General features: G+C 61.9%; 20 protein-coding genes and 1 pseudogene. 10 read left to right on the forward strand and 11 right to left on the reverse strand.

The features are described from left to right. Nucleotides 1–93: 93 nt before the first annotated feature. Together GWE18_RS29690 and GWE18_RS29695 are read left to right on the forward strand one after the other, a co-directional pair. The gene (locus GWE18_RS29690; RefSeq protein ID WP_275189327.1) at nt 94–861 is read left to right on the forward strand and encodes a helix-turn-helix transcriptional regulator; all 768 of its coding nucleotides are present in this window, start codon (nt 94–96) and stop codon (nt 859–861) included. 179 nt (nt 862–1,040) lie between these two features. Further along, on the forward strand, nt 1,041–1,250 hold the full coding sequence (locus tag GWE18_RS29695) for a cold-shock protein (protein WP_057841312.1): 210 nt from the start codon (nt 1,041–1,043) through the stop codon (nt 1,248–1,250). A gap of 115 nt (nt 1,251–1,365) precedes the next feature. Here the strand turns inward: GWE18_RS29695 and GWE18_RS29700 are convergent, their stop codons facing one another. From GWE18_RS29700 to opgC, 3 genes are all read right to left on the reverse strand, one after another. Next, on the reverse strand, nt 1,366–2,919 hold the full coding sequence (locus tag GWE18_RS29700) for a long-chain fatty acid--CoA ligase (protein WP_275189275.1): 1,554 nt from the start codon (nt 2,917–2,919) through the stop codon (nt 1,366–1,368). Nucleotides 2,920–3,730: 811 nt separating this feature from the next. Beyond that, nucleotides 3,731–3,949 (reverse strand): hypothetical protein, encoded by a 219-nt coding sequence (locus tag GWE18_RS29705; RefSeq protein WP_275189276.1) that lies wholly within the window; start codon nt 3,947–3,949, stop codon nt 3,731–3,733. 33 nt (nt 3,950–3,982) lie between these two features. Further along, the gene (opgC, locus tag GWE18_RS29710; protein WP_275189277.1) at nt 3,983–5,338 is read right to left on the reverse strand and encodes an OpgC domain-containing protein; all 1,356 of its coding nucleotides are present in this window, start codon (nt 5,336–5,338) and stop codon (nt 3,983–3,985) included. 578 nt (nt 5,339–5,916) lie between these two features. Between opgC and GWE18_RS29715 the strand changes: the two genes are divergently transcribed. Then, on the forward strand, nt 5,917–6,579 hold the full coding sequence (locus GWE18_RS29715; protein ID WP_275189278.1) for a response regulator transcription factor: 663 nt from the start codon (nt 5,917–5,919) through the stop codon (nt 6,577–6,579). On the opposite strand, the gene GWE18_RS29720 is transcribed toward GWE18_RS29715, so the two are convergent. Together GWE18_RS29720 and GWE18_RS29725 are read right to left on the reverse strand one after the other, a co-directional pair. Then, nucleotides 6,574–8,679: an MASE1 domain-containing protein gene (locus GWE18_RS29720; RefSeq protein ID WP_275189279.1), complete on the reverse strand. Its 2,106-nt coding sequence runs from the start codon at nt 8,677–8,679 to the stop codon at nt 6,574–6,576. The two genes, GWE18_RS29715 and GWE18_RS29720, sit on opposite strands and share 6 nt — an antisense overlap. 27 nt (nt 8,680–8,706) lie before the next feature. Further along, nucleotides 8,707–8,955 carry a DUF3551 domain-containing protein gene (locus GWE18_RS29725; protein WP_275189280.1) on the reverse strand — a complete coding sequence of 83 codons (249 nt, stop codon included), beginning with the start codon at nt 8,953–8,955 and terminating at the stop codon, nt 8,707–8,709. 499 nt (nt 8,956–9,454) lie between these two features. Between GWE18_RS29725 and GWE18_RS29730 the strand changes: the two genes are divergently transcribed. The 7 genes from GWE18_RS29730 to GWE18_RS29760 all read left to right on the forward strand — a co-directional run bounded on the left by GWE18_RS29730 (nt 9,455) and on the right by GWE18_RS29760 (nt 18,225). Further along, complete coding sequence (locus GWE18_RS29730; RefSeq protein WP_275189281.1) at nt 9,455–10,609, forward strand: acyl-CoA dehydrogenase family protein; 1,155 nt, start codon at nt 9,455–9,457, stop codon at nt 10,607–10,609. Between the two features lie 140 nt (nt 10,610–10,749). Next, nucleotides 10,750–11,904, forward strand: coding sequence for an acyl-CoA dehydrogenase family protein (locus GWE18_RS29735; RefSeq protein WP_275189282.1), 1,155 nt, complete (start codon nt 10,750–10,752; stop codon nt 11,902–11,904). 31 nt (nt 11,905–11,935) lie between these two features. Beyond that, nucleotides 11,936–12,592: a glutathione S-transferase family protein gene (locus GWE18_RS29740; RefSeq protein WP_275189283.1), complete on the forward strand. Its 657-nt coding sequence runs from the start codon at nt 11,936–11,938 to the stop codon at nt 12,590–12,592. Nucleotides 12,593–12,783: 191 nt separating this feature from the next. Further along, nucleotides 12,784–13,605 carry an AraC family transcriptional regulator gene (locus tag GWE18_RS29745; protein ID WP_275189284.1) on the forward strand — a complete coding sequence of 274 codons (822 nt, stop codon included), beginning with the start codon at nt 12,784–12,786 and terminating at the stop codon, nt 13,603–13,605. Between the two features lie 66 nt (nt 13,606–13,671). Beyond that, complete coding sequence (locus tag GWE18_RS29750; protein ID WP_275189285.1) at nt 13,672–14,538, forward strand: 3-keto-5-aminohexanoate cleavage protein; 867 nt, start codon at nt 13,672–13,674, stop codon at nt 14,536–14,538. A gap of 94 nt (nt 14,539–14,632) precedes the next feature. Further along, nucleotides 14,633–16,249, forward strand: a complete 1,617-nt coding sequence (locus GWE18_RS29755; protein ID WP_275189286.1) for an acyl-CoA carboxylase subunit beta — start codon at nt 14,633–14,635, stop codon at nt 16,247–16,249. Next, complete coding sequence (locus tag GWE18_RS29760) at nt 16,246–18,225, forward strand: acetyl-CoA carboxylase biotin carboxylase subunit (RefSeq protein WP_275189287.1); 1,980 nt, start codon at nt 16,246–16,248, stop codon at nt 18,223–18,225. Before GWE18_RS29755 ends, GWE18_RS29760 begins: the two co-directional genes overlap by 4 nt. A 96-nt stretch (nt 18,226–18,321) precedes the next feature. Here GWE18_RS29760 and GWE18_RS29765 read toward each other — a convergent pair whose 3' ends face one another. The 6 genes and pseudogenes from GWE18_RS29765 to GWE18_RS29790 all read right to left on the reverse strand — a co-directional run. Further along, nucleotides 18,322–19,314 (reverse strand): dipeptide ABC transporter ATP-binding protein, encoded by a 993-nt coding sequence (locus GWE18_RS29765; protein WP_275189288.1) that lies wholly within the window; start codon nt 19,312–19,314, stop codon nt 18,322–18,324. Further along, nucleotides 19,311–20,324, reverse strand: coding sequence for an ABC transporter ATP-binding protein (locus GWE18_RS29770; protein WP_275189289.1), 1,014 nt, complete (start codon nt 20,322–20,324; stop codon nt 19,311–19,313). Before GWE18_RS29770 ends, GWE18_RS29765 begins: the two co-directional genes overlap by 4 nt. Next, complete coding sequence (locus tag GWE18_RS29775) at nt 20,324–21,217, reverse strand: ABC transporter permease (RefSeq protein ID WP_275189290.1); 894 nt, start codon at nt 21,215–21,217, stop codon at nt 20,324–20,326. The genes GWE18_RS29770 and GWE18_RS29775 overlap by 1 nt, the downstream gene beginning before the upstream one ends. Nucleotides 21,218–21,221: 4 nt before the next feature. Beyond that, complete coding sequence (locus GWE18_RS29780; protein ID WP_057853442.1) at nt 21,222–22,169, reverse strand: ABC transporter permease; 948 nt, start codon at nt 22,167–22,169, stop codon at nt 21,222–21,224. 139 nt (nt 22,170–22,308) lie between these two features. Continuing rightward, entirely contained in the window at nt 22,309–23,904 is a 1,596-nt protein-coding gene (locus GWE18_RS29785; protein WP_275189291.1) for an ABC transporter substrate-binding protein, read from the reverse strand. Nucleotides 23,905–24,158: 254 nt separating this feature from the next. Then, nucleotides 24,159–25,499, reverse strand: a pseudogene (locus tag GWE18_RS29790) (AMP-binding protein); the annotation flags it as partial. Nucleotides 25,500–25,508: the final 9 nt, after the last annotated feature.

Consider the following 25,508-nt stretch of genomic DNA (forward strand, 5'->3'; position numbering starts at 1 on the left):
GCCAGCGCGGCACACCACCGCCGCGGCGGCTTTGTGCGGGTTTGTGATGGGTTGTGCGTCTGGTACACTGGCGCAGATCAAGCAGGGGTGACGATGCCGACGCCGGACAAGCAGCTTTCCGCCGAGCAAAGCCGGCAGATCGCGGACACTATTCGCGAGGAGATCGCGCGCCGCCGCATCTCCCGGCAATCGCTGGCGGAGCTCGCCAAGCTCAGCCTTTCGACGCTGGAAAAAGTGCTCGGTGGCCGCCGCCCGTTCACCCTTGCCACCACCGTCCGCCTCGAGCAGGCGCTCGGCGTCTCCCTGCGCAAGACAACGGAGGCGCCGCCGGCGCCTGCCGTCGCCGTCAACGGCGAGGTTGCGCCGGATGGACTGGGTGCCTACTCGCGCCGTGCGGTGGCCTGGATCGAGGGAACCTATGTCACGGTACGGCCGTCGTTCGGCGACAAGGACGCGATCTTCGCCTACCGCACCGAGATATCCTGGGACGCGGCGGCATCGTCGCTGGTGTTTCACGAAAGCGAGCGGCAGGACGCGGCTTTCACCCAATTCGGCGAAGTGGCGGTGCCGAACCAGTCCGGCCACATCTATCTCGTCACCAACCGGCACGGCCAGCATCGCCTGATCACAGTGGCACGGCTGGCGATTTCGGGCGAGATGTACGGCATCATCACCACATTGCTCGCAGGCCGCGGCTCGATGTTGACGCCGATCGCCGCGCCAATCGCCTATTTGCCGATCAAGATGGTCGCCGATCCGACCTTCGGCCGGGTCTCAGTCGATGATCCCAACTACGCGCAATATCGCCAGCATTTGCGTCGGACGACGGAAGAGCCGTTCGCGCTGTTCTTGCCGGGGTAAGGCCCACCGGCCTTGCATTCCCGAAGAAGCAGCCTATATGGCTCTTATTCGAAGTAATCGCTCTGCCTTGTTGACCACGCCGAACCGGCTCTAATCCCCAAGACATCGTTGAAATCGGATCAAGCCTGCGCGGAGGTCGTGCGGGCAAAAGCGCTTTCGCGCATCTTGGAGATAGTTACATGGCTACCGGAACAGTTAAGTGGTTCAACGCGACCAAGGGCTTCGGCTTCATTCAGCCCGATGATGGCAGCACCGACGTTTTCGTTCATATCAGCGCCGTCGAACGTGCAGGTCTGAGCTCGCTCAATGAAGGTCAGAAGATCTCGTTCGAAGCGAAGAAGGACCCGATGCGCGGCAAGACCAGCGCCGAGAACCTTCGCGTCGATTAAAGGTTGCCGATTTCGGGATTTCCACGGATGTACTGGGATCCTCAAATTGGCCTCTGATACAGGAGCCCGCCGGTGATGAACCGGCGGGCTCTTCGTTTGTCGCATGCCGGCGCGATCATGAAGCAATGGCCGCTTTGTCGGTCGGCTTCGGCGCGCTGAATCTCTCTCGCAATGTCGGCTTGTGGATTTTCCCGGTCGCGTTGCGCGGCAGGGCATCGACGAACTCGATCAGGCGCGGACATTTGAACCGCGCCAGATTGGCCTGGCAGTGCGCATGGATCTCTTCTGGCCGGAGCGTATGGCCTGTCTTGACCGCAACGATCGCCATGCCGACCTCGCCCCATTGCTCATCGGGAATGCCGATCACGGCAGCTTCTGCGATTGCCGTGAGCTGATGCAGCACGCTCTCGACTTCGGCCGGATAGACATTCTCGCCGCCGGAAATGTACATGTCCTTCCAGCGATCGACGATATAGTAGAACCCTTCTTCGTCGACGCGCGTGGCATCGCCGGTGTGCAGCCAGCCGTCGGTGAATGACGATTGGTTGGCGTCCGGCCTGTTCCAGTAGCCCGGCGTGACGTTCGGCCCCCTGACCCAGAGCTCGCCGAGTTCGCCGACATCCGCGTCGGTTCCGTCAGGACGGACGATCCGCACTTCCGTATGCAGCACCGGCTTGCCGGACGAGCCGGCCTTGCGCACGGCGTCTTCCTTGTCGAGCGTGAGCACGGCCGGGCTGGTCTCGGTCATGCCGTATCCCTGCTGCAGGGCGACGCCGCGTTCCTCCCACACCTTCAAAAGTGGCACCGGCATCGGCGCACCGCCGACGCCGCCGATCACGAGCCGGCTGAAGTCGGAGGTGGCAAAAGCAGGGTGCTGCGCCATGAACTGGTAGATCGAGGGTACGCCGAAGAATTGGTTGATGCCCCACGACGGATCGCTGATCAGTTGCAGCGCCACGCCGGGATCGAACGCGCGCATGATCAGGACCGTGCCGCCGGCATGCAGCACCGGGTTGGTGTAGCAATTGAGCCCGCCGGTATGGAACAGCGGCAGCACGGTGAGCAGCACGCTCGACGGAGAAATATAGGCGGGGCCGCCGAGATTGACGCAGTTCCAGAACGTCATGCCATGCGTGATGATCGCGCCCTTGGGCAGGCCCGTGGTACCCGAGGTGTACATGATGGTCGAGATGTCGTCATGCGTGACGTCCTCAAAGCGGTCGAGGGGCTTTGAAGCCGCGATCGCCGCTTCGTAGGAGCCGCCCGCACCGAGCAGCAGCGCCGACGAAACATTGCAGAGCTTGGCGACGGATAGCGCGATTTCGGCGAGATCCGTGTCGTGAATCATCACCTTCGGCGAGGCATCGCCGACGATGAACTGCAATTCCGGAACCGTAAGCCGCGTGTTCAGCGGCAGGAATACCGCGCCGATCCGGCCGCAGGCGAACTGCACCTCGAGCGTATCGGTCGTGTTCAGCGCCAGCACAGCGACGCGGTCGCCGCGCGTGACGCCGAGTTTGTCGCGCAGATGGGTGGCAAGACGCGAAATCCGCGCATCGAACTGCGCGTAGGAGAGCCGGCGTTCGCTGGCGAGGTCGATGGCAGCGATCTTGTCCGGCGTGCGCCGGCCGAAATGCGCGATCCAGTCGTAATAGCGAACCGACGACATGCTTCCTCCACGTCCAGCGGTCTTGCACCGCCTGCTTTGCTTGATGGCATTCTGTCTGGCAGATGAGGGGTCACATGGGGACGCTGTCTTGCGTGGAGTGGCTGGGACTGTTCGGGCGGAGCGGCGTTAGTTGTTTCTGAGGTGCCCACCTACACACCAACCGTCATACCCGCGGAGGCGGGTATCCAGTACGCCGCGGCCTATCGATTCGATCGCGGGCGTCTCTGGAATACTGGATCACCCGCCTTCGCGGGTGATGACAGCCGGGGAAGACACACCTTCACGCTCTCGCGGCCTGATTTGCCCGAGGCTTGCTACCGAATTTCCTCAACCCTCCAAACAGAGGGCGCAGGGAATGCCGGGTGCACGCTGCACCCGCGGTCTCGTGTGCAATAGGTACAAAAAATGCGCACACGAGCATACAGGGCAGCGGAGGCATCCGACATTCCCTGCGCAATGGCTTTACGGCTTATATCGTGCTCTCCCCGGTCGGGCCGGGCTCGTTGTCACCGTCGCCGGCGGAATTGCTTCCATCGACTTGACGCCAGCATCGGGGCGTCAGGACCACACGACTTCGCCGTACGCTTCTGTCACGCTCGTCTGTCGCAACAGCGGCGTCCACCGCATCCCATCCCGCGCTTGTGACGATCGCGAAACGCCCCTCGTACCGGGACGGGACGAAATCGATATATTGCTGATTTGGGTCGGTCGTCAAGCGAATTTCGGAAAATCAGAAATTGGTTGAGGCGACCGAGCACATCGCGTCAGGCCGAGAAGTTTCATGAACGGACGGTGTTCGGTTTGTCGTGTACTAGGTCCGCTTGCGCACGCCAGTGGAAGCGGTCTCGTGTGCACGCACCGGGGTGCAGGTCGTGACTACGAGCGCAAACCGGCTGCACTGCCAGTCAGCGCCGAGCGCCGCGCTGGTGGGTGATGTCAGGTTGACCGACAGTAATGCCGCTACGCAGGCAAACATCACGTACGCCGCGATCAGCAGCGTTACCTTGTGGGTCCTTGGGTGGGAAATCATGGCCTGGCTCCTGTACGATGGCCCCCTTGTGATCTAATTCACATCCTGATCCACATTTTTCGCTGGTGGTCCGAAGGCGTGCGCGATTACTGGCACTGGATCAGAGCCGCAGCCGGACTTGCGCACCGGAGCAAACAGCATCTTTATTCGATCAACCTCGTCGGCACGGGCAAGCAGCGTGGGCGGAATGTCAACGCCGAGCGCTTTGGCTGTCTTGAGATTGATGACCAGCTCAAATTTGGTTGGCTGCTCGACGGGCAGGTCGGCGGGCTTCGCGTGCGGCTGCTGCCGGGGTTTGATCTTGATCAAGTTCAGCAGCGTCGCCGCCAGGATCATCGCCAGGACGCCACCAACACTGAGCGCGATCTGCATCGTCAGCCCCTCCGAGATGTCGAGCAGCGCCAGGTGGCTGGCGAACGTCAGGAGAACGCCGAGGCAGTAGATTGGCAGCGAGTTCTGGCCACAGAGAATGGCGCCGCGCATCACCGGCGTCGTCAGGCCCCGCCAATTGCGAGGCACGAACCATGCCGCCAGGACCGCAAGGGCCAAAAAATGCATCAGTCGCAATGGATCGAGATTCGATTTGTCCAACGGGAAAAGCAGCGTCAGCAGCGCCTGCGGGACCAGCGCCTCCAGCGGTTTGATGCGCCAGCTCAATGCGATGCTGAGGCTGAACACCAGATAGAGAGCGGCAGCCACAAGCGCGGTGCGCGAGGTCACCCACGGCCGGGCTCTCTTGCCCTCGATGATCCACCACGCGCCAAGCACGACCAGCAGCTGCCAGGCCAGCGGATTGAAGAACCAGTGGTTGTTCGGCCATGCCGGGACGGTCCAGCCGAAGGCATGCACCAGCACATAAAGCGCCAGTGAGGCGCCAAGCGTCACGTTCGGCACTCGCAGCAGCAGCCACAGCAGCGGCGCGAACAGGAGGTGAAGAAGCACGAAGACCGGCAACACGTCGGTGTTGACGGGTCGGTATTGCAGGACCGCCGCGCGCGCGAACGTTGCGCCCGGATGGTCCAGCAAGATACGCGTGTTGCTCTCGTCAGCAAGACGGCCACCGCCTGTGAGGTGAACCAAGATGGCGCAGGCGAGCGTGAGCAGCAGAAATGCGACATAAATGTCCCAGCTCCGCCGCAGCGTCCGGCTGATCACTCCGGTCCAGCCCTCGGTGCGCTGTGCCTTGCCGTAGGCCAGCGCGCAGGTTACGCCCGAGACGAACATGAACACTTCCGCGGCATCGCTGAAGCCGTAGTTCCGCAGCGTCAGCCAGCACCCGATGTTGTTGGGGACGTGGTCAAGAAAGATGCCCCAGAGCGCAATGCCCCGGCAGGCATCTATTCGCAGGTCGCGGCCCTGGCCTTTCAGCTCCGGCAGCGCGCCTGCCAATGGCTTCGGGGTGGCAGTTCGATAATCCATCTGGTTGCCCGTCCGGCGTGCGAGCACGCTTCAAGAGGGACCGAATTTGACAAAAAACATCGCCGCACTGCCGGATCGTGACGACGCCGCAGTCTAGAGCTGCTTCACGCCGAACCCGGCCACGAAAGCTATTGCGATAATGATTATATGGCGGCCCTCGGTAGAACCTCCTGGCGCAAGGAGGCTGTCCGTTGATGATTATCCTTCAACGGCACAGCGGTAAATCAGCCGGAGGTCCAAACAGACAGGTTCCTAGGTCCTATGATCAAGGTACCGCACAGATCTCCATCCGTCAGACACATCATGGACCTTCACTATTGCGCATAGGCAAAGGAGACTCTGAGTCCCCGGTGATTGCAATTACAGCACGCAACCGCATTCGACTCCTACCTTGAGTGCCTGACGGTGAACCGCTGGTTGGGCCCACGATGGAGGCCGGACGGTTTCGGGAGCCGGTCGACAGCCTCTTCCTCGCCAAAGACCCGAAGGTGGGTGTATGATTTTCTTTTATTTGGATCTCCGTGCAATGGGATGACGGAGAGCTTTTCATGAAAGTTCTTATTGTCGACGACCATGCATTGATTCGCGAGGCGTTGCAGGCTGTCCTGAAACAACTGAAGCCGGAAGCCGTCATATTTGAAGCTTCGAACAGCCGTCAGGCAATGCACATAGTCGAGGAACATCCCGACATCAGCCTCATTTTACTTGATATCAATTTGCCTGATCGAGACGGCTTCTCTGTCCTCCGCGAACTGCGAGACCGCTATCCGACCATTGCCATCATCATCCTCTCGTCCTCAGGTGATCAAGACACAGTCAAGCGCGCTTTCAAACTTGGCGCTCTGGGATTCATTCCGAAAACTACCGAACGTGAGGTCATGCTCAACGCCATCAAGTTGGTTTTCTCCGGCGGTATTTACATTCCCTCGGAAATTCTGGAGGAAACAACGTCTGCGCAGCTTACAGATAAGCCAGCGGCGCGCGACTCTCTTAAGGGTCTCGGATTGACCGATCGGCAGATTGAAGTGCTTGCGCTGCTGATGAAGGGAAAAAGCAACAAGGTCATTGCCAAGACCCTCAATATGGCAGTGCCGACAGTGAAGAACCACATCACGGTCGTTCTCAAAGCGCTCGGCGTAACGAGCCGCACCGAGGCAGTAATAAAAGTAGGAAAAATGGGCTGGGAATCGTCGCCGAAATCTGAGTCATAAAGCCGCACCGGTGTCTCTGTTATCGTCATGATCCCTAAAGAGCTCGTGCATGACAGCGCGGAGCCGCATTGGGTCGACAGGCTTGTGCAGCAAAATGTATCCTCTATCCTTTGCGTCACGTAGTGGTTCAGCTGCCGTATCGCCGCTGATGAGAATAGCTGGAATTGATGAACCAAACGCGGCATTAATTTGCTCAATTGCGTGGATCCCGGTCTTTCCGCTCGCAAGATGATAATCCGAAATTATAAGATCGGGGCGTTGTTGGCGCTCAGCAAATCGGATAAGGGCCGCTTCGTCGGATCCGGCGGTAAGGACGGAGTATCCCCATCGGCCAAGCAATCCGCCCGTTCCTTCCTGCACAATTGGAGCATCGGCAATAACAAGAACTAGCTTGCCTTCGACCGCAAAGGCCGCTGGGCGAGGTGCATCGACGGGCTCGGTGGACGTGACGCACTCATCGGCCATCGGAACCAGGATTGCGAAGCGCGAACCTCGGCCCACAGTCGAAGCTAAGTCGATTTGATGGTTGAGAAGCAAGCGAAGCCTGTCGACAATAGCCAAGCCGAGCCCCAGGCCGCCGTACCGGCTAAGTTCTGGGGCAGGAAGTTGAAAAAACTCGCCAAAGATATTCTGCTTCTGATCCTCAGGAATGCCGCAACCGCTATCCCATACTTCGATACGCAACATTTCACCGCGCCGACGACATCCGACGATGATCCCGCCCCGCAATGTAAAGCGCACAGCATTGCATACCAGATTGAGCAGTATGCGTTCGAGCAGCATGACGTCACTCCGCACCCAGGCGTCACTTCGCCTAATGCGTAGACGCAAGCCTTTTTCTCGCGTTGCCTGATCAAACGTCGTCTCAATTTTTTGCAACAGGCGCGCGATCGGGAATTCGGTAATTTTGGGTGTAAGGATCCCAGCGTCGAGCCTGGAAATATCCAGGAGCGAATTGACCATTTCATCCATTTCTTTGCGCGTTGCATCGACCTGCTCGAGCGTCTTTGTCCTTTCCCCCGATTTGAGCGGCGTGCGCAGCTGTGCAACGAACAGGCCTAGTGCATGTAATGGCTGCCGCAAATCATGGCTTGCCATGGCAAGAAAGCGCGATTTTGCTGCATTGGCGAGCTCGAGCTCTTGCGTACGCTCTGCGACCTTCCGTTCGAGTTCGATCTGCGCGCGGCGCAGACTTTCCTCCCCTTTCTTGCGCACCTCGACGTCGGCGCTCAGTAACAAGCTTGGAACGGTAATACTGATCAAGAACATCAACACCAGCAGGAATGAAACGTTGAGATCCGCGGTCGTGAAGGGGCCGCCGCCCGTGAGCGTCCCCCAAATCGTGATGCCCGCAAGCACCAGCGCAACCGTTGCGGTGTCACGTGGACCGCGGCGGAGCGCCGCCCACAACATTGGCAGGATCGCAAGAAAACCCAGTGGATCTCGACTCGGCGTTTGCTCGATCAGGGGGCTGAAAGCAATGAGTCCAATAGCCGCCGCTGTTGCGAGGACGCCGACCGTCTCCAAAGATTCATTGCGGTTGAAAGCATGGTAATGGCTTGACGCCCAAAGCACGATAACGGGGGCGATGACCAGCGCGCCGGTCACATCTCCCAGCCACCATGTGACCCAGGCGTTCGCGAAATTCGTCCGTTCGATGTACCCGGCGGTTGCCAGGCTGGTCAGTCCAATGCTGGCGCTGATCGGTGTCGCGATCACGAAACAAATCAGAGCAAACTTCGCGACAGAATTTGGCGTCGAAAACGTATTACATCCGCTCGACCATCGATTGATCAGGTAAGCGCCAACAACCGCTTCAAGAGAATTACCGGTCGCAATCGCAATTGCGGTGGCAACCGAGCCGGCGGTCATCGCATTGGCGATCACCGCCGCCGCGAAAATTGCGGGCCAGGTCCGATATCCCCACAACAGCACCGCCGCCAGCGCGACACCCGTCGGTGGCCAAATTGGCGTTGCGCTGGGATGAATAGAGGCGAGAGCAAGGCCGGCTTTTGCCAGGGCGAAATAGATCACTCCAATTGCGACCAGACCGCCGGCATAGCTAGTGCCTCGGCGGAAATTTATCCCGGACCAAGCCATCTGATTAGCTCGTGAGGCACGAGGGCTTCACCGACGACGCGGCCTGGCAGGAATTGTCAGGATGACGGCGTTCGCAAGATAAGGATTGACCCCGCAGTAGGCCGTGCGTCCCGATGCGGTGGCCTGACATTGCTGGTAGCTAGTGAATCCACAATCGCCCGCGCCAGCATAGTCGTCGCCCTGCAGGCAATACCGGTACTCGCTAGCTACGACCGGAGCGACGCTGGTTGCGAAGATGGTGGCAGACGCCGCGAGGGCAAGAAAGAGGGTACGCATTTTTCTCTCCCACATTGAAGTGCCCCAGTTCACGCTGGGACCAACCGTGCGGCGCCGATGTGAACCGGCTCACATCGGCGGATGCAAATTTTTGAGATCGACCACGCAGATTGGTAAGGAAGCCTGTCAAGCTCGCGCCACCAAATCGAGCGACAATCCAAAGAAGGCCGCTTCAACGTACTAGAAAAACCAGCTTGCCGCGAAAGTGGCGGGATTCGCTGACCCGGTGCGCGGCCACGGCTTCGCCGAGTAGCGCGCCCGACAATCGGAACAGCTCGCCAGCTCACGAGCCGCGCAGCAGTTCGCGGATCACGTTGAACTGGTTGTCGCGAAACTCGACCATATAGGGCATGCTCATTGAGCCGATCTTGCGTTCAGTTGCTGGACGCAGCATGCGTCGGAACGGTGGGTGCAACAGATTGTCTGCAACGTAATGCCAGCCGCTCAACGCAAGTTGAGCGAGCCAAATCGGGGCATCGTAATCCCTCGGGAGGAGACCATGCTGGAGCGAACGAAAGTGCAAAGCCCGTTCTACACGGCCGACCATGAAGCGTTCTGCGACGTGATGCGCCGCTTCGTGGCGCGCGAGATCGAACCTTACGCCCATGAATGGGACGAGGCCGGCGAATTTCCGCGCGAGCTTTATCGCAAAGCGTCCGAGATCGGGCTGCTTGGGCTCGGCTTTCCGGAAGAATACGGCGGGGTGGCTGCCGACCAGTTCATGAAAATCGTGGCGTCGCAGGAGCTGGCGCGCGCCGGCGCCGGCGGGGTCAGTTCGAGCCTGATGAGCCACACCATCGGTTCGCCGCCGATCGCGCGGGCCGCGCGGCCCGAGGTCAAGGCGCGGGTGCTGCCACAGGTGCTGTCGGGCGAGAGGATTTCGGCGCTCGCGATTACCGAGCCGAGCGGCGGCTCCGACGTCGCCAATTTGCGCACCAAGGCGCGGCGCGATGGCGATCATTATGTCGTCAGCGGCGAGAAGACTTTCATCACGTCTGGCATGCGGGCCGACTATCTGACGGTCGCGGTGCGTACCGGCGGCGAGGGACCGGGCGGGGTTAGCCTGCTCCTGATCGAGGGCGACACCCCGGGCCTGTCGCGGACGAAGCTGAAGAAAATGGGCTGGTGGGCGTCGGATACCGCCACGCTGCACTTCGATGAATGCCGGGTGCCGGTGGTGAACCTGATCGGCGAGGAGGGGCAGGGTTTCAAGATCATCATGCACAACTTCAACAGCGAGCGCATGGGCATGGCGGCGAGCTGCACGGCTTACGCCCGTGTCTGCGTCGAGGAGGCGATCGCCTACGCCAAGGAGCGCAGGACGTTCGGCAAGCCGATCGCGCAGCATCAGGTGATCCGGCACAAGCTGGTCGACATGGCGCAGAAGGTGGCGGCGTCGCAGGCCATGCTGGAAATGTTGGCGTGGCGACTCGGGCAGGGCGAGAGCCCGGTCGCCGAAATCTGCATGATGAAGAACCAGGCGACCCAGACCATGGCGTTCTGTGCCTCCGAGGCGGTGCAGATCTTCGGCGGCGCCGGCTTCATGCGCGGCGTCAAGGTCGAGCGCATCTACCGCGAGGTCAAGGTCAACGCCATCGGCGGCGGCACCGAGGAGATCATGAAGGATCTCGCCTCGCGGCAGATGGGGTTGTGACAATTTCTCCTAGCCCGCGTCATTCCGGGGCGCGAGCGAAGCGAGCGAGCCCGGAATCTATTGGGCCCCGAGCACTGTAGCGAAATGGATTCCGGGCCCGCGCTGCGCGCGTCCCGGAATGACGAAGGATAGATGAAAACATGCTCTTCACCGCCGACCACGACGAACCCCGCCGTATCCTGCAAAAGTTCATCGCCGCCGAGATCAACCCGTTCGTCGACGAATGGGAGAAGAACGAGATCTTCCCGGCGCATGAACTGTTCAAGAAGCTCGGCGGCCTCGGCTTCCTCGGCCTCAACAAGCCGGTCGAATTCGGCGGTCAGGGGCTGGATTACTCCTATGCCCTGATGATGGCCGAAGAGCTAGGCGCCATCAAATGCGGCGGCGTGCCGATGGCGATCGGGGTGCAGACCGATATGGCGACGCCCGCGCTGGCGCGGTTCGGATCGGATGAAGTGCGCGGCGAGTTTCTTGGCCCCGCGATCGCCGGCGACGCGGTGGCCTGCGTCGGCGTGTCGGAGCCGGGCGCAGGCTCCGACGTCGCCTCGATCAAGACCCAGGCGCGTTCCGACGGCGACGACTATGTCATCAATGGCGGCAAGATGTGGATCACCAACGGCGTGCAGGCCGACTGGATCTGCCTGCTCGCCAATACCAGCGACGACCAGGTCCATCGCAACAAGTCCCTCATCTGCGTGCCGATGAAGAGCAAAGGCGTGCAGGTCGCGCGCAAGCTCGACAAGATGGGCATGCGCTCTTCCGATACGGCGCAGATCTTCTTCGACAATGTCCGGGTGCCCAAGCGCAACCGGATCGGCGAGGAAGGCAAGGGCTTTACCTATCAGATGGTGCAGTTCCAGGAGGAGCGGCTGTGGGGCGCGGCCGCCTGCCTCAAGGCGCATGAATTCATCATCGGCGAGACCATCGAATACACGCGAAACCGCAAGGCGTTCGGAAAGTCGATCCTCGACAACCAGACCGTCCATTTCAAGCTCGCGGAGATGCAGACCGAGGTCGAACTGCTCCGCGCGCTGGTCTATCGTGCCGCCGAAGCGTTGATCGCAGGCGAGGACGTTACGCGGCTTGCCACCATGGCCAAGCTCAAGGCGGGGCGTCTTGGGCGCGAACTCACCGACGCCTGCCTGCAGTTCTGGGGCGGCATGGGCTTCATGAACGAGACGCCGGTCAGCCGCGCCTATCGCGACAGCCGCCTCACCTCGATCGGGGGCGGCGCCGACGAGGTAATGCTGACGGTGCTATGCAAGATGATGGGCACGCTGCCGAAAATCCAATAAGAGAAATCAGGGTAATGACGAGGAACGGCTGATGATCACGCTCTATCACTGCGACGGCGCGCGCTCGTTCCGTCCGCTCTGGATGCTGGAGGAGATGGGCCTGGCCTACGAGCTCAAGATGCTGCCGTTCCCGCCGCGGGTATTCGCCAAGGAATATCTCGCGATCAATCCGCTCGGCACCATTCCGTTCATGATCGACGGCGAGACCAAGATGACGGAGTCCTCTGGCATCTGTTATTACCTCGGGACCAAATATGGCCCGTCGCCGCTGGTTATCGGGCAGGACGACCCGGCTTACGGCGCCTTCCTGAACTGGATGTATTTCAGCGACGCCACGCTGACCTTTCCGCAGACGTTGGTGCTGAGATACAGCCAGCTCGAACCGGAAGACCGACGGAACCCGCAAGTTGCCGGCGACTACGCGAAATGGTTCCTGGGCCGGCTGCGGGCCGTCGAAGCAGCGACCGCGAACGCGGAATTCCTCTGCGCCGGGCGGTTTACTGCGGCCGATATCGTCAACGGCTATGCGCTACGGCTGGCAGGCACTATCGGCCTGGCCAAGGATTTCGGGCCGAATGTCACCGCCTATTGGGCCCGGTTGCAGGAACGCGAAGGCTACCAGCGGGCGGTTGCGGCGGAACGTAAGGCGGGCGTCGAGCAGAACGTGGCGCCGCGGATACGGGCTTGAGCGGTGTGTCATTCCGAGATGGTGCGTTAGCACCAGACCCGGAATCTCGAGATTCTCAGGGGCGCAAGGGCGCCCCGTAGTTCGTCCTTCGGACGCCCCGGAATGACGGATTCCGCCGTAGTCAGTCCCTAAATTTCCGCTATGGTTGACCCCGTCGCAGCGGCCAGAGAGCCGCGCGAGGAGGACGCGCCATGGACGATACCGGCCACAAATCCGGCCATCTGATGCTGATCACCCCGGAACGCGTGTTCTACGCCGGCCTGCTCGGCCGGCCCCGGCAACGCTGCTCGGGCGGGTTCAACATCTATGTCGCACTCGAAGGCGGTCTCTGGCTCACTACCGCCGATGGCCAGGAAACCCACGGCGAAATGATCGCCCTGTTGCCGAACATCAGGCACACCATCGCCAGCGATTATCGTTCGGTGCTCAGCGTCGTGATCGAGCCGGAGAGCGTTCGCCCGGGCGTGCTCGAGGATCTCGCCAGGCGCCTCGCGGGACCTGAAGGTGCGGCGTTTACCAGTCGCATTCGCGCCGCCTATAACGAACTGCGTGAGCATCACGCCGGCAATGATTTCTCCAGTGCCGAATTCGATTCTCTATGTCTTGGCGAGGCCTTGCCGCAGCGCGAACTCGATCCCCGCGTGGCGGGTGCGATCGTGCAGATCGGAAGGTTCTCCGGCGAGCCGGTGACGGCGGCGAGCTGCGCCGCGGAGGCGGGATTGTCGCCGTCGCGCTTCCTGCACCTGTTCAAGGAAGAGACCGGAATATCATTCCGTTCGTTCCGCGCCTGGAAGCGCGCGCGGCATCTGCTGCACTTCGCCAACCAGGACATTAACCTTGCGCATCTCGCGCAGGATATCGGCTATCCCGACTCCACGCATTTCAGCCATTCGATCCGTCGCTTCTATGGCTTGAAGCCGCGCGCGATCTTTTCAGGTTCGCGCGATCTGGCGATCTATAGCCACCGCCGTGCCGCCGCCGACAATAGCGGGTGGACGCAAGAAGCCGGCTGATGCGGGACGCATGATCGCGCTGGGTATTTTCGCGATCCCTCGCGTCCCGCTTTCGAAGGTTGATCCATGGGCGACAAGGCCGTCATCACCTGCGCGCTGAACGGCGTGCTGACCGATCCGAAGCAGCACAACGTGCCTGTGACGCCGGAGCAGATGGCGCGCGAGGCCAAGGCCGCGTTCAATGCCGGCGCCAGCATCATGCACGTCCATCTGCGCCAGCAGGAGCCGAACAAGGGCCACCTGCCGTCCTGGGACGTCAACATCAGCAAGGAGATTCAGCAGGCGATCCGCGAAGCCTGTCCCGGCATCATCATCAATCACACCACGGGCACGTCGGGTCCGAAATATCAGGGCGCGCTCGACTGCGTGCGCGAGACGAAGCCGGAGATCGCGGCCTGCAACGCCGGCTCGCTGAACTATCTCAAGGTAAAGTCCGACAACACTTGGGCCTGGCCGCCGATGATGTTCGATAATGCGGTCGAGAAGATACAGGACTATCTCGACGTGATGAAGGACGCGGGCACGATTCCGGAGTTCGAATGTTTCGACGTCGGCATCGTGCGCTGCGTCGGCATGTACCGGCAGACCGGAATGTATTCCGGACCGCTGGAGTATAATTTCGTGATGGGCGTCGCCTCCGGCATGCCGGCCGATCCGGAACTGTTGCCGATTCTGTTGAAGCTGAAACTGCCGGAAGCGCATTGGCAGGTCACCGCGATCGGCCGCGCCGAAATCTGGCCGCTGCACCAGCGCTGCGCCGACCTCGGCGGCCACCTGCGTACTGGCCTCGAGGACACGTTCTATCTGGCTGATGGCACGAAGGTGACTTCGAACGGCCAGTTGATTGAAGCCATTGCCGCCTGCGCGCGGCGAGCGGGCCGCGAAATCGCAAGCCCCGCCGAAGCGCGGCAGATATTTGGGACAAGGCATTGAAGCTGTCATTCCGGGGCGCGAAGCGAACCCGGAATCTCGAGATTCCGGGTTCGATGCTGCGCATCGCCCCGGAATGACGGAGTGAATTTAGTTTATGGCTGTAATCGAATCGACCATCGTTCCCTCCAGCGCTGCCTTCAAGGTCAACCGCGACGGCATGCTGGCGCTGATCACACGTCTGCGCGTCCTTGAAGATCGCACACGCGCCGCATCGGCCGCGGCCAAGGACCGTTTTCACAAGCGCGGGCAGTTGCTGCCGCGCGAGCGCGTGGCGCTGGTGCTCGATCCCGGCGCGCCCTTCATCGAGCTATCGACGCTCGCGGGCTACATGTTCGACGTGCCGGATGCGGAGAAGAGCGTGCCTGGCGGCGGCGTGATCGCGGGCATCGGCTTCGTTGCCGGCATCCGCTGCATGGTCAGCGCCAATGATTCCGGCATCGACGCCGGCGCGCTGCAGCCGTTCGGCCTCGACAAGACGTTGCGGGTGCAGGAACTCGCGCTGGAAAACAAGCTGCCTTATGTGCAACTGGTCGAAAGCGCCGGCGCCAATCTTTTGCGCTACCGCGTCGAGGACTTCATCCGCGGCGGCAACATCTTTCGAAACCTGGCGCGGCTGTCAGCGGCCGGGCTGCCCGTCGTCACGGTGACGCATGGATCGTCGACGGCAGGCGGCGCCTACCAGACCGGACTCTCCGATTACATCGTGATGGTCCGCGGCCGTACCCGCGCGTTCCTGGCCGGCCCGCCGCTCCTGAAGGCGGCGACAGGCGAGATTGCGACGGAGGAGGAACTCGGCGGCGCCGAGATGCATACCTCCATTTCAGGCCTCGGCGATTATTTGGCCGAAGACGATCGCGACGCGCTGCGCATCGCTCGCGACATCATGGCCAATCTCGAATGGGATCGACCAAAGGCTGCGGCCGAGTCCTTCAAGCCGCCGCGCTATGACGCCGAGGAACTGCTCGGCATCATGCCGATGGACCACAAGCGTCCCGTCGACATGCGCCAGGCCATCGCGCGCTTTGTCGACGATTCCGACTTCACCGAGTTCGGCGCGAATTACGGTCCCGCAACCGTGTGCGGTCATGCCCGCATCGAAGGGCAGGCGATCGGCATCATCACCAACAACGGCCCGCTCGATGTGCCCGGCGCCAACAAGGCGACGCACTTCATCCAGGCCTGCTGCCAGTCGCGAACGCCGCTGCTCTACATGAACAACACCACGGGCTATATGGTCGGGAAAGCTTACGAGGAAGCCGGCATGATCAAGCACGGCTCCAAGATGATCCAGGCGGTGACGTCGGCGACCGTGCCGCAGATTACGATCTATTGCGGGGCGTCGTTCGGCGCCGGTAACTACGGCATGTGCGGACGCGGCTTCCATCCGCGCTTCTGCTTCTCCTGGCCGAACGCCAAGACCGCCGTGATGGGCGGCGAGCAGGCGGCGGAAACCATGGCGATCGTGACCGAGGCCGCCGCTGCGCGGCGCGGCAAGCCGATCGAGAAGGAAAAGCTCGACGCCATGAAGGCGCAGATCACCGGCGTGTTCGATAGCCAGATGGATGTGTTCTCGACCAGCGCACGCGTGCTCGACGACGGCGTGATCGATCCACGCGACACCCGCAGCGTGCTTTCCGAGGTGCTGGCAATCTGCCGCGAGGCCGAGGCCCGCACGCCCCAGCGCATGCAATTCTCGGTCGCCCGGCCATGAGCAGTGCGCCAGTGAAGCGGACGCCGTACTTCAAGATCCTGGTCGCCAACCGCGGCGAGATCGCGCTGCGGATCATGCGCACCGCGCGCCGGCTCGGCTATGGCGTGGTGGCCGTCTATTCCGACGCCGACCGCGACGCGCTGCATGTCCGTGAAGCCGATCAGGCCGTGCGGATCGGGGAGGCGCTGCCGGCGCAATCGTACTTGCGGATCGATGCGATCATCGGCGCTGCCAAAGCCAGCGGCGCCGGCGCGGTGCATCCGGGCTATGGCTTCCTCGCCGAGAACGAGGATTTCGCGCAAGGCTGCCGTGATGCCGGACTGGTTTTCATCGGTCCGTCGCCGGAAGCGATCCGGGCGATGGGCAACAAGGCCGGTGCCAAGGACATCATGCAGAAGGCGGGCGTACCTGTCGTGCCCGGCTACCAGGGTGCGGATCAGAGCGATGCCGTGATGTTGGCGGAGGCCAGGAAGATCGGCTTCCCTGTCATGATCAAGGCGGTTGCGGGCGGCGGCGGGCGCGGCATGCGGCTGGTCGCGGATGCCGCGGCATTTTCGGATGCGCTGCGCAGCGCAAGGTCCGAGGCGCAGGGCGCGTTCGGCGATCCTACCGTGATCCTCGAACGCGCGATCGTCGATCCCCGCCACATCGAAATCCAGGTGTTCGGCGATCGCTACGGCAACGCCATTCATCTCGGCGAGCGCGATTGCTCCGTGCAGCGCCGGCACCAGAAGCTGATCGAGGAAGCGCCTTCGCCGAAGGTGACGCCGGAGTTGCGGGCGCGGATGGGCGCGGTCGCGGTCGCTGCGGTCAAGTCGATCGGCTATGAGGGCGCCGGCACGCTGGAGTTTTTGCTCGACGAGGGCGGCGAGTTCTATTTCATGGAAATGAACACGCGGCTGCAGGTCGAGCATCCCGTCACCGAGGCGATCACTGGGCTGGACCTGGTCGAACTGCAGTTGCGCATCGCGGCGGGTGAGCCGCTTGGATTAAGACAGGACGACGTCAAATTCTCCGGCCACGCCATCGAGGTGCGGCTGTGTTCCGAGGATGCCGACCATGATTTCATGCCGCAGTCGGGTCGGATGGCGCTGTGGCAGATGCCGGACGGCGTCCGCGTCGAGCACGCGCTGCAGTCCGGTTCCGAGATTCCGCCATTCTACGATTCGATGATCGCCAAGATCATCAGCCATGGCGCCGACCGCAACGAGGCGCGGGGCCGGCTGATCTGTGGGCTGGAGCAGGTGGCTGCGTTCGGTGTCACCACCAATCAGGGATTTCTGATCTCCTGCCTGCGCCATCCCGGCTTTGCCAAGGGCGAGGCGACCACGGCCTTTATCGGCAATCATCGCGACGAATTGCTGGCGCCCCGCGCGGACGGCAAGGCGAAAGCTGCGCTGGCGGCGCTACTTCTGTACGTCACCAATCCACATGCGCCGCCGTGGCGCGGCGGACGCAGTCTGGCAGCGACGTTTCCGCTGACGACGCGGATCGATCTCGGTCACGGTGTTCATGAGGTGGATATCCTGCGTGAACGCGACGGTGGCTATGTCGCGAGCCTCGAGGGTGGCGAGCATCGTTTCGGCATCGATGAGCTTGGCCGTGATACGATCCGCTTCCGCACCGACGGCGTGATGGCTTCGGCAAAATTCCTGCGCGATGGCGACCGGCTGTATATCCTGCATCGCGGCGCCACGATTGCCGTCCGCGACCTGACGCTGGCAGCACCGGTTTCAGCCGCGGCGGCTGGCGGCGACGGCAAGGTGCGCGCGGCAATGAACGGCCGGGTGGTGGCGGTGTTGGTCAAGCCGGGTGAGCAGGTTGCGCCCGGTCAGCCGGTGATGACGCTGGAAGCGATGAAGATGGAGCACGTGCATACGGCAGGTGTCGCCGGCACGGTGTCGGCCATCGATGTCGCCGAGGGTGAGCAGGTGACGACAGGCAGGATCGTGGTGGAGATTGCGGCCGGCGCTTAGGTTTGTAGGGTGGGCAAAGGAGCGTAGCGACGTGCCCACCATTTTTTGCTGTGCGTGAAATGGTGGGCACGCTTCGCTTTGCCCACCCTACAAATCTTACTCCGCCCGTCCCGTCCCGTCATTCAGCCAGCACGCCACCTGATGTCCTTCGCCGGCTTCCACCAGCGCCGGCCGCTCCAGCTTGCAGCGGTCCATCGCGTAGCGGCAGCGGGTGTGGAAGGCGCAGCCGGACGGCGGGTTGATCGGACTTGGGACGTCGCCGTCGACCATGGGCGCAAGGCGCTTTGCCTTGGGATCGGCGATCGGGACTGAGGCCAACAGCGCCTGCGTGTAGGGATGACGCGGGTTCGCAAACAATTCCGTCTTGTCGGCGATCTCGACAATGCGCCCGAGATACATCACGGCGACGCGGTGGCTGATATGAGCGACCACAGCGAGATCGTGGGCGATGAACAAATACGAAAAATCGTTCTTGCGCTGCAGGTCGATCAAGAGGTTGATCACCTGCGCCTGGATCGAGACGTCGAGCGCGGAGACCGGCTCGTCGCACACGATCAGGCTGGGCCCGAGCGACAGCGCGCGCGCAATGCAGATGCGCTGCCGCTGCCCGCCCGAAAATTGATGCGGATAATTCTTCATCTGGTCGGCCCGCAATCCGACTTGCGCGAACAGTTCGGCGACCCGCTCCTGTTGCGCACGCCCGGTGGCCAGTCCATGTACGCCGAGCGGTTCGCCGACGATGTCGCCGGCAGTCATGCGCGGGTTGAGCGAGGCGAACGGATCCTGAAACACGATCTGCATCGAGCGCCGATGTGGCCGCATCTCGGCTTTGCTGAGGCCGGTAATGTCAGTGCCGTTGAGCTTGATGGCGCCACTGGACGGCTCCACCAGCCGCAGCACGCTGCGCGCGACCGTTGATTTGCCGCAGCCGGATTCGCCGACCAGCCCGAGCGTCTCGCCCTTGCCAACGGAGAAGCTGACGCCGTCGACGGCATGCACCGTGCCGACGCGACGGCGCAAAATGCCGCCGCGCACGGCGTAATGCTTGACGAGATCGGTGACCTCCAGCAGGGGGCGTTGATCGGTCATGGCGCGCCTACCATTTCCGTCGCGCGCCAGCACGCCGCAAAGTGATCGCTGCCTGTCTCCTGCAGCGGCGGGTATTCGGCGCGGCAGCGGTCCACGGCAAGGCTGCAGCGCGGCGCAAAGGCGCAGCCCGGCGGCAGGTTCGTCAGGGACGGCACCATGCCGGGAATTTCGGTCAGCCGCGCATCGGTCTTCGCGCCGAACGAAATCACCGCCGGCATCGAGGCCATCAGCCCACGCGTATAGGGATGCCTCGGATTCTCGAACAGGTCCTCGACAGTCGCTTCCTCGACCTTCTTGCCGGCATACATGACAATGACGCGCTGGGCGGTCTGCGCCACGACGCCGAGATCATGCGTAATCAGAATCAGGCCGGTGCCGAGCGTCTTCTGCAGGTCGACGATCAGCGCCAGGATCTGCGCCTGGATCGTCACGTCGAGCGCGGTGGTCGGCTCGTCCGCGATCAACAGCGCCGGACGGCACGCCAAGGCCATCGCGATCATCGCACGCTGCCGCATCCCGCCGGAGAGCTGATGCGGATATTCCAGCGCGCGACGTTCCGGCTCGGGGATGCGCACGAGACGCAGCATCTCGACCGCCTTCGCCCACGTCTCTTTGGACGTCATTTCCCGGTGCAGGCGGAGCACTTCGGTGATCTGGTCGCCGATCCGCATTACGGGATTGAGCGAGGTCATCGGCTCCTGAAAAATCATCGAGATCCGGTTGCCGCGGATGTTGCGCATCTCGGCCTCGTCGAGGCCGAGCAGATCGGTCCCTTCCAGCGTCACCGAGCCGCCGACCACCCGGCCTGGCGGGTCCGGCACCAGCCGCATCACCGACAGCGCGGTCACGCTCTTGCCGCAGCCGGATTCGCCGACGATCGCCAGCGTCTCGCCGCGGCGGACGCTGAACGACAGGTCGTCGACCGCCCGGAACAGTCCGGAATTGGTGAAGAACACCGTCTGCAGGTTCTTTACCTCGAGAACCGTGTCTTCCGCTCGTGCCTCGGTCATCAGCCGCGCTGCCTCGGGTCGAGGATGTCACGGAGCGCATCGCCGAACAGATTGGTGCCGAATACCGCAAGGCTGATGGCGACGCCGGGGAAGATCACCAGCCACGGCGCGGTGCGAACATACTCCGCCGCCGATTCCGAGAGCATGCGCCCCCAGGACGGATAGGGCTCGGGAATGCCGAGGCCGAGAAACGACAGCGAGGCTTCGGTGAGGATGGTGGAGCCGAGCTGCGCGGTTGCCAGCACGATCAGGGGCGCCAGCGTGTTGGGCAGCACGTGGCGGAGCGCGATGCGCATTTCGCTCATGCCGATCGATTTGGCGGCTTCGACGAACGGCAGTTCGCGCAGCGCCAGCGTATTGGCGCGGATGACGCGGGCAACCGTCGGGATCAGCGGGATCGCAATGGCGATGATCACGTTCGGCAGCGAGGGGCCAAGCGCTGCCGTCATCACCAGCGCCAGCACCAGCAAGGGCAGGGCCTGCAGAATGTCGGTGACGCGCTGGAACAGGAGGTCGACCCAGCCGGACAGATAGCCCGATGCGAGGCCGACAATGACGCCGATCGAAGATCCCAGCGCGGTGGCGCCGATGCCGACGGCGAGCGATACGCGCGCGCCGTGCACGATCCGGCTCCAGACGTCGCGGCCGAATGAATCGGTCCCCATCCAGTGCGCCGCGCTCGGTGCGGCCAGCCGTTGCGCGGAATCGACGCTGAGCGGATCGTAGCGGCAGATCAGGTCGGCCGAGATCGCCATCCAGACGAACAGCACCATGATGACGAGGCCGACCGTACCGAGCAGATAACGCTGTGCGAGAAACAGCAGGCGGCGCCAGCCATGCGTCGAATGGGCACCGGCTCGTCTTAACTCGCTATCGAAGTTGATCGTGGTCAAGCGGCTAGTCCCCATAGCGAATGCGCGGATCGATCGCGGCGTAAAGCATGTCGACGGTGAAGTTTGCGACCACCACGACCACGGCAATCAGCATCACGAGGTTCTGGACGATCGGGTAGTCGCGCCAGCGCAGCGCCTCGACCAGGAAGCGGGCGACGCCGGGAATATTGAACACGGTTTCGGTGACGATCAGTCCTCCGATCAGGAAGGCCGCCTCGATGCCGATCACGGTAATGACCGGAAGAATGGCGTTCTTCAGCGCGTGACGATAATTGACCGATGCCTCGGAGGCGCCTTTGGCGCGCGCGGTACGGATGTAATCCTGTCGCAGGATTTCCAGCATCGAAGAGCGCGTGATGCGCATGGTCAGCGCCGCGCTGCGAAAGCCGACCGCCATCGCCGGCACGGCATAGATCGCGAACGCCTCCGTCCAGGTTGCCGGGTTCGGATTGTAGATCGGCATGTGGCCGAACAGCGAAACCGAGGCCATCAGGATAAGCAGCCCGAGCCAGAAGGAAGGCAGCGACAGGCCGCTCAGGCTGACGACACGGAGGGTGTAATCCAGACGCGAGCCTTGGTGGACTGCGCTGAGAACGCCCAGGGGAATGCCGATCGAGGCCGAGAACAACAGCGCTAGCGCCGCCAGCCGGGCGGTGATCGGAATGCGCGGCAGGATCTCCTGCAACGCCGGCTTTTCCGAGACGTAGGAATAGCCGAGATCGCCGTGCAGCAGCCCGCCGATCCAGTTCAGATATTGCTGGTAGATCGGCAGGTTGAGACCGAGTTCCTTTTCCAGGTTGGCCTTGTCGGTGGGATCGACGAAGCCGGCGGCGTCGAACAGGATGTCGACGATGTTACCGGGGACGACCCGCAGCAACACGAAGATGATGATCGATATCCCGATCAGGGTCACGAGCATCAAGACGAGGCGACGCACGATATAAGCAAACACCCGGCTACTCTCCCTGACCCATCGGCTAGAGCCCATTCGGTTCTGATGAATCAGAACCGAGCTCTCGGTTTTTGTTTTGACGCGTTTTCTTCACGCGAACCGGGATCCACTTCGCTCGAAACGCTATCGCGGCCGGACGTTACTTGTCCATCCAGACGTCTTCGTAACGGTAGCCGTTGTAGGAGCTGTTCACCATGATGGTGACGCCCTTGACATAAGGCTGCCAGCACGAGCCCTGGCGGGCGTGCAAGATGATCGGCCGCGCCACGTCTTCCTGCAGCTTCTTGTCGATCTCCCAGACCAACTTCTTGCGCTTGGCGACATCCTTCTCCATCGACTGCTCGTCGAACAGCTTCTCGATTTCCCTGTTGCAGTAGTTGGTATAGTTGCGCTCCGAGCCGCAGGAATAGTTTTCGTAGAATGACTGGTCGGGATCGTCGACCGCATTGCCGGTGAGGTTCAGGCCGAGCGAGTAATCCTTGCGGGCGACCTTCGGGAACCATTGTGCGGTATCAACGACGTCGAGATCGCCGTCGATATAGATGCTCTTCATCTGGTCGATCAGGATGACGGCGGGATCGCGGTAGATCGGGATGTTGCGCGTGGCGACCTTGACGGCGAGGCGCTTGTCCGGTCCATAGCCCGCCTTCTGCATCAGCTTGCGCGCCTCTTCCCGATTGGCGTTGACGTCGGGACCGTAACCCGGAATCGATTCCAGCATTTCCTTCGGCATCGCCCACAAGCCGCCCGGTGCGGGAAGCATGGTGCCGCCGATGTCGGCCTGTCCCTCGTACAGTATCGAGACGAAGGCCTTGCGGTCGAGCACCAGCGCCAGCGCGCGGCGAATGTCGATATTGTCGAACGGCGGGGCGGACGAGTTGACGATGATGTTGGTCGAGACGTTGACCGGCTCGACCACGCACACTGCGTTCGGTGCCTGCGACTTGACTTCCTTGAGCAGCGGGATCGACACTTCGGTCGGGAAGGTCATGTCGAATTTCCCGGAGACAAATCCGAGAATGGCCGTCGAACGGTTGGTGATGATGGTGAATTCGATGCCGTCGAGGTGCGGCAGGCCTTTCTTGAAGTAATCGGGATTTTTGGTGAGCTTGATCGATTCGTTGGCCTTGAACTCGACGAATTTGAACGGGCCGGTGCCGACCGGCTTGGTACGCATGTCGGCCGGGGAGACGTGGCAGGGGTAAACGGGCGTGTAGCCGGAGGCGAGCAGCGACAACAACGCCGGCTGTGGCCGTTTCAGGCTGAACGATGCCTCGAAATCGCCGTTAACAGTCACCTCGCTCACCTGGTCGTACCAGGATTTTCGCGGATTCTGCCGGAATTTTTGCTGCGACTTGCCCATCAGCATATCGAACGTGCATTTGACGTCGGCAGACGTGAACGGCTTGCCGTCATGCCACTTGACGCCCTGCTTCAATTTGAAAGTGAGCTTCTTGCCGTCGTCGCTCCAGCCCCAACTCTCAGCCAGATCCGGAACGATCGACTCCACGCTGTTTTGCGGAACGTCCTGCTTGTACATGACCAGGTTATTGAAGACCGGCATGAAGGGAACATTGATCGAGAATGTCGCGCCCTCATGGATCGAGGCGCTGCCGGGGCTGTCACGGTGATAGACCCTGAGGATCCCGCCATGTTTCGGCTCGCCCGCCGATGCGCCATCGTAGGCCGGCAGTACCAATAAGGCCGCGACGGCAAGCGCTTGCACGCTCCGCATGATCCCCTCCCACATTTTTCGGTCTCAACTGGCCGATTGAGCGAACGATAGCATGACGGAGCGTCCGGGCAACCCGCGAGCGTGACATTAAGATTGGCAAGATTGGCAATTCGGCGTAACCAAAATCCGCATGGCGGAACTGAACCTGTCTTTGCATCTGCTGGAGACGCGTGAGATGTTTCGTTGCGGCGCGGCTGTTGCACTGCAACTCGCGCCAAAGTGCCGGGCCTAAGAAGCATCGCCATCGGGGAAGCCTAGACGATCCGCGAGGTCTTGTTGCCCCAATAGCGATCGCGCAACAGGCGCTTGTAGAGCTTGCCGGTCGGAAGCCGCGGCAATTCCGTCTCGAAATCGATCGAGCGCGGCACTTTCTGCCGCGACAGCGACTGGGCACAGAAGGCGATCAGTTCGTCGGCCAGCTCTTGCCCCGGCGAAACGCCCGGCATCGGCTGCACCACCGCCTTTACTTCCTCGCCGAGGTCGGGATTGGGCACGCCGAATACTGCCGCGTCCGCGATCTTGGGATGGGTGATCAGCAGGTTCTCGCATTCCTGCGGATAGATGTTCACGCCGCCGGAGATGATCATGAAGGTCGCACGATCGGTCAGGTAGAGATAGCCGTCATCGTCGACATAGCCGACGTCGCCGACCGTGCTCATGCTGCCGTCGGCCGAACGGGCCTCCTGGGTTTTGGCGGGGTCGTTGAAATATTCGAACGGCGTGGCCGTCTTGAACCAAACCGTGCCCGCCGTGCCGACCGGGCAGGGCTGCATATTCTCGTCGAGAATGTGCAGGTCGCCGAGCAGGACCTTGCCGACGGTGCCGCGATGCGCGAGCCATTCCTCGCTGTTGCAGGCGGTGAAGCCGAGCCCTTCGGTGGCGCCGTAATATTCATGGATGATCGGCCCCCACCATTTGATGATGTCGTCCTTCACGGCGGCGGGACAAGGCGCGGCAGCGTGGATCGCGATCTGGAGCGTCGAAAGATTGTAGCGCTTGCGCACATCCTCCGGCAGTTTCAGCATGCGCGAAAACATTGTCGGCACGAGCTGGGTGTGCGTGACGCCCCATTTTGGAACCAGTTCCAGATACTTTTCCGGATCGAAACTTTCCATGATGATGACGGTGCCGCCGGCGCGGATCGTCAGGTTCACGGCGGCCTGCGGCGCCGAATGATAGAGCGGGGCAGGCGAGAGGTAGATCATGCCTTCGCGGTAGTGCCATAGCTTGTGCAGGAAATCGAAGATCGGCAAGTTCTGTACCGGCGGCTGTTCCGGCAGCGGGCGCAGGATGCCTTTGGGCCGGCCGGTGGTGCCGGACGAATAAAGCATCGCGGTGCCGACGCTCTCGTCGGCGATCGGGGTCTTTGGCAGACTGGAGGTCGCCTGTTGCAGCCCGACGATGCGATCACTCTCGCCTTCGCCGTCAGCGACAATGCAAAGCTCGACCTTCGGGCATTCCTTCAGCGCCTCACGGGCAACGTCGAGCTTTGCTTTTGAGGTGATGAGAATGCGCGACTGGCTGTTGGTGAGGATGTAGCCAAGTTCGCTGGCGGTCAGGTAGGAGTTCACGCAGGTATAGTAAAGTCCGCTCCGTCATCACGT

Origin of the sequence: Bradyrhizobium sp. CSA112 (genome assembly GCF_029051645.1) — a bacterium.
GTDB lineage: Bacteria > Pseudomonadota > Alphaproteobacteria > Rhizobiales > Xanthobacteraceae > Bradyrhizobium.

Coding starts and splice junctions, on each gene's coding strand:
- GWE18_RS29690 (WP_275189327.1), top strand. CDS start 94: ATGCCGACGCCGGACAAGCAGCTTTCCGCCGAGCAAAGCCGGCAGATC.
- GWE18_RS29695 (WP_057841312.1), top strand. CDS start 1,041: ATGGCTACCGGAACAGTTAAGTGGTTCAACGCGACCAAGGGCTTCGGC.
- GWE18_RS29700 (WP_275189275.1), bottom strand. CDS start 2,919: ATGTCGTCGGTTCGCTATTACGACTGGATCGCGCATTTCGGCCGGCGC.
- GWE18_RS29705 (WP_275189276.1), bottom strand. CDS start 3,949: ATGATTTCCCACCCAAGGACCCACAAGGTAACGCTGCTGATCGCGGCG.
- GWE18_RS29715 (WP_275189278.1), top strand. CDS start 5,917: ATGAAAGTTCTTATTGTCGACGACCATGCATTGATTCGCGAGGCGTTG.
- GWE18_RS29720 (WP_275189279.1), bottom strand. CDS start 8,679: ATGGCTTGGTCCGGGATAAATTTCCGCCGAGGCACTAGCTATGCCGGC.
- GWE18_RS29725 (WP_275189280.1), bottom strand. CDS start 8,955: ATGCGTACCCTCTTTCTTGCCCTCGCGGCGTCTGCCACCATCTTCGCA.
- GWE18_RS29730 (WP_275189281.1), top strand. CDS start 9,455: ATGCTGGAGCGAACGAAAGTGCAAAGCCCGTTCTACACGGCCGACCAT.
- GWE18_RS29735 (WP_275189282.1), top strand. CDS start 10,750: ATGCTCTTCACCGCCGACCACGACGAACCCCGCCGTATCCTGCAAAAG.
- GWE18_RS29740 (WP_275189283.1), top strand. CDS start 11,936: ATGATCACGCTCTATCACTGCGACGGCGCGCGCTCGTTCCGTCCGCTC.
- GWE18_RS29745 (WP_275189284.1), top strand. CDS start 12,784: ATGGACGATACCGGCCACAAATCCGGCCATCTGATGCTGATCACCCCG.
- GWE18_RS29750 (WP_275189285.1), top strand. CDS start 13,672: ATGGGCGACAAGGCCGTCATCACCTGCGCGCTGAACGGCGTGCTGACC.
- GWE18_RS29755 (WP_275189286.1), top strand. CDS start 14,633: ATGGCTGTAATCGAATCGACCATCGTTCCCTCCAGCGCTGCCTTCAAG.
- GWE18_RS29760 (WP_275189287.1), top strand. CDS start 16,246: ATGAGCAGTGCGCCAGTGAAGCGGACGCCGTACTTCAAGATCCTGGTC.
- GWE18_RS29765 (WP_275189288.1), bottom strand. CDS start 19,314: ATGACCGATCAACGCCCCCTGCTGGAGGTCACCGATCTCGTCAAGCAT.
- GWE18_RS29770 (WP_275189289.1), bottom strand. CDS start 20,324: ATGACCGAGGCACGAGCGGAAGACACGGTTCTCGAGGTAAAGAACCTG.
- GWE18_RS29785 (WP_275189291.1), bottom strand. CDS start 23,904: ATGCGGAGCGTGCAAGCGCTTGCCGTCGCGGCCTTATTGGTACTGCCG.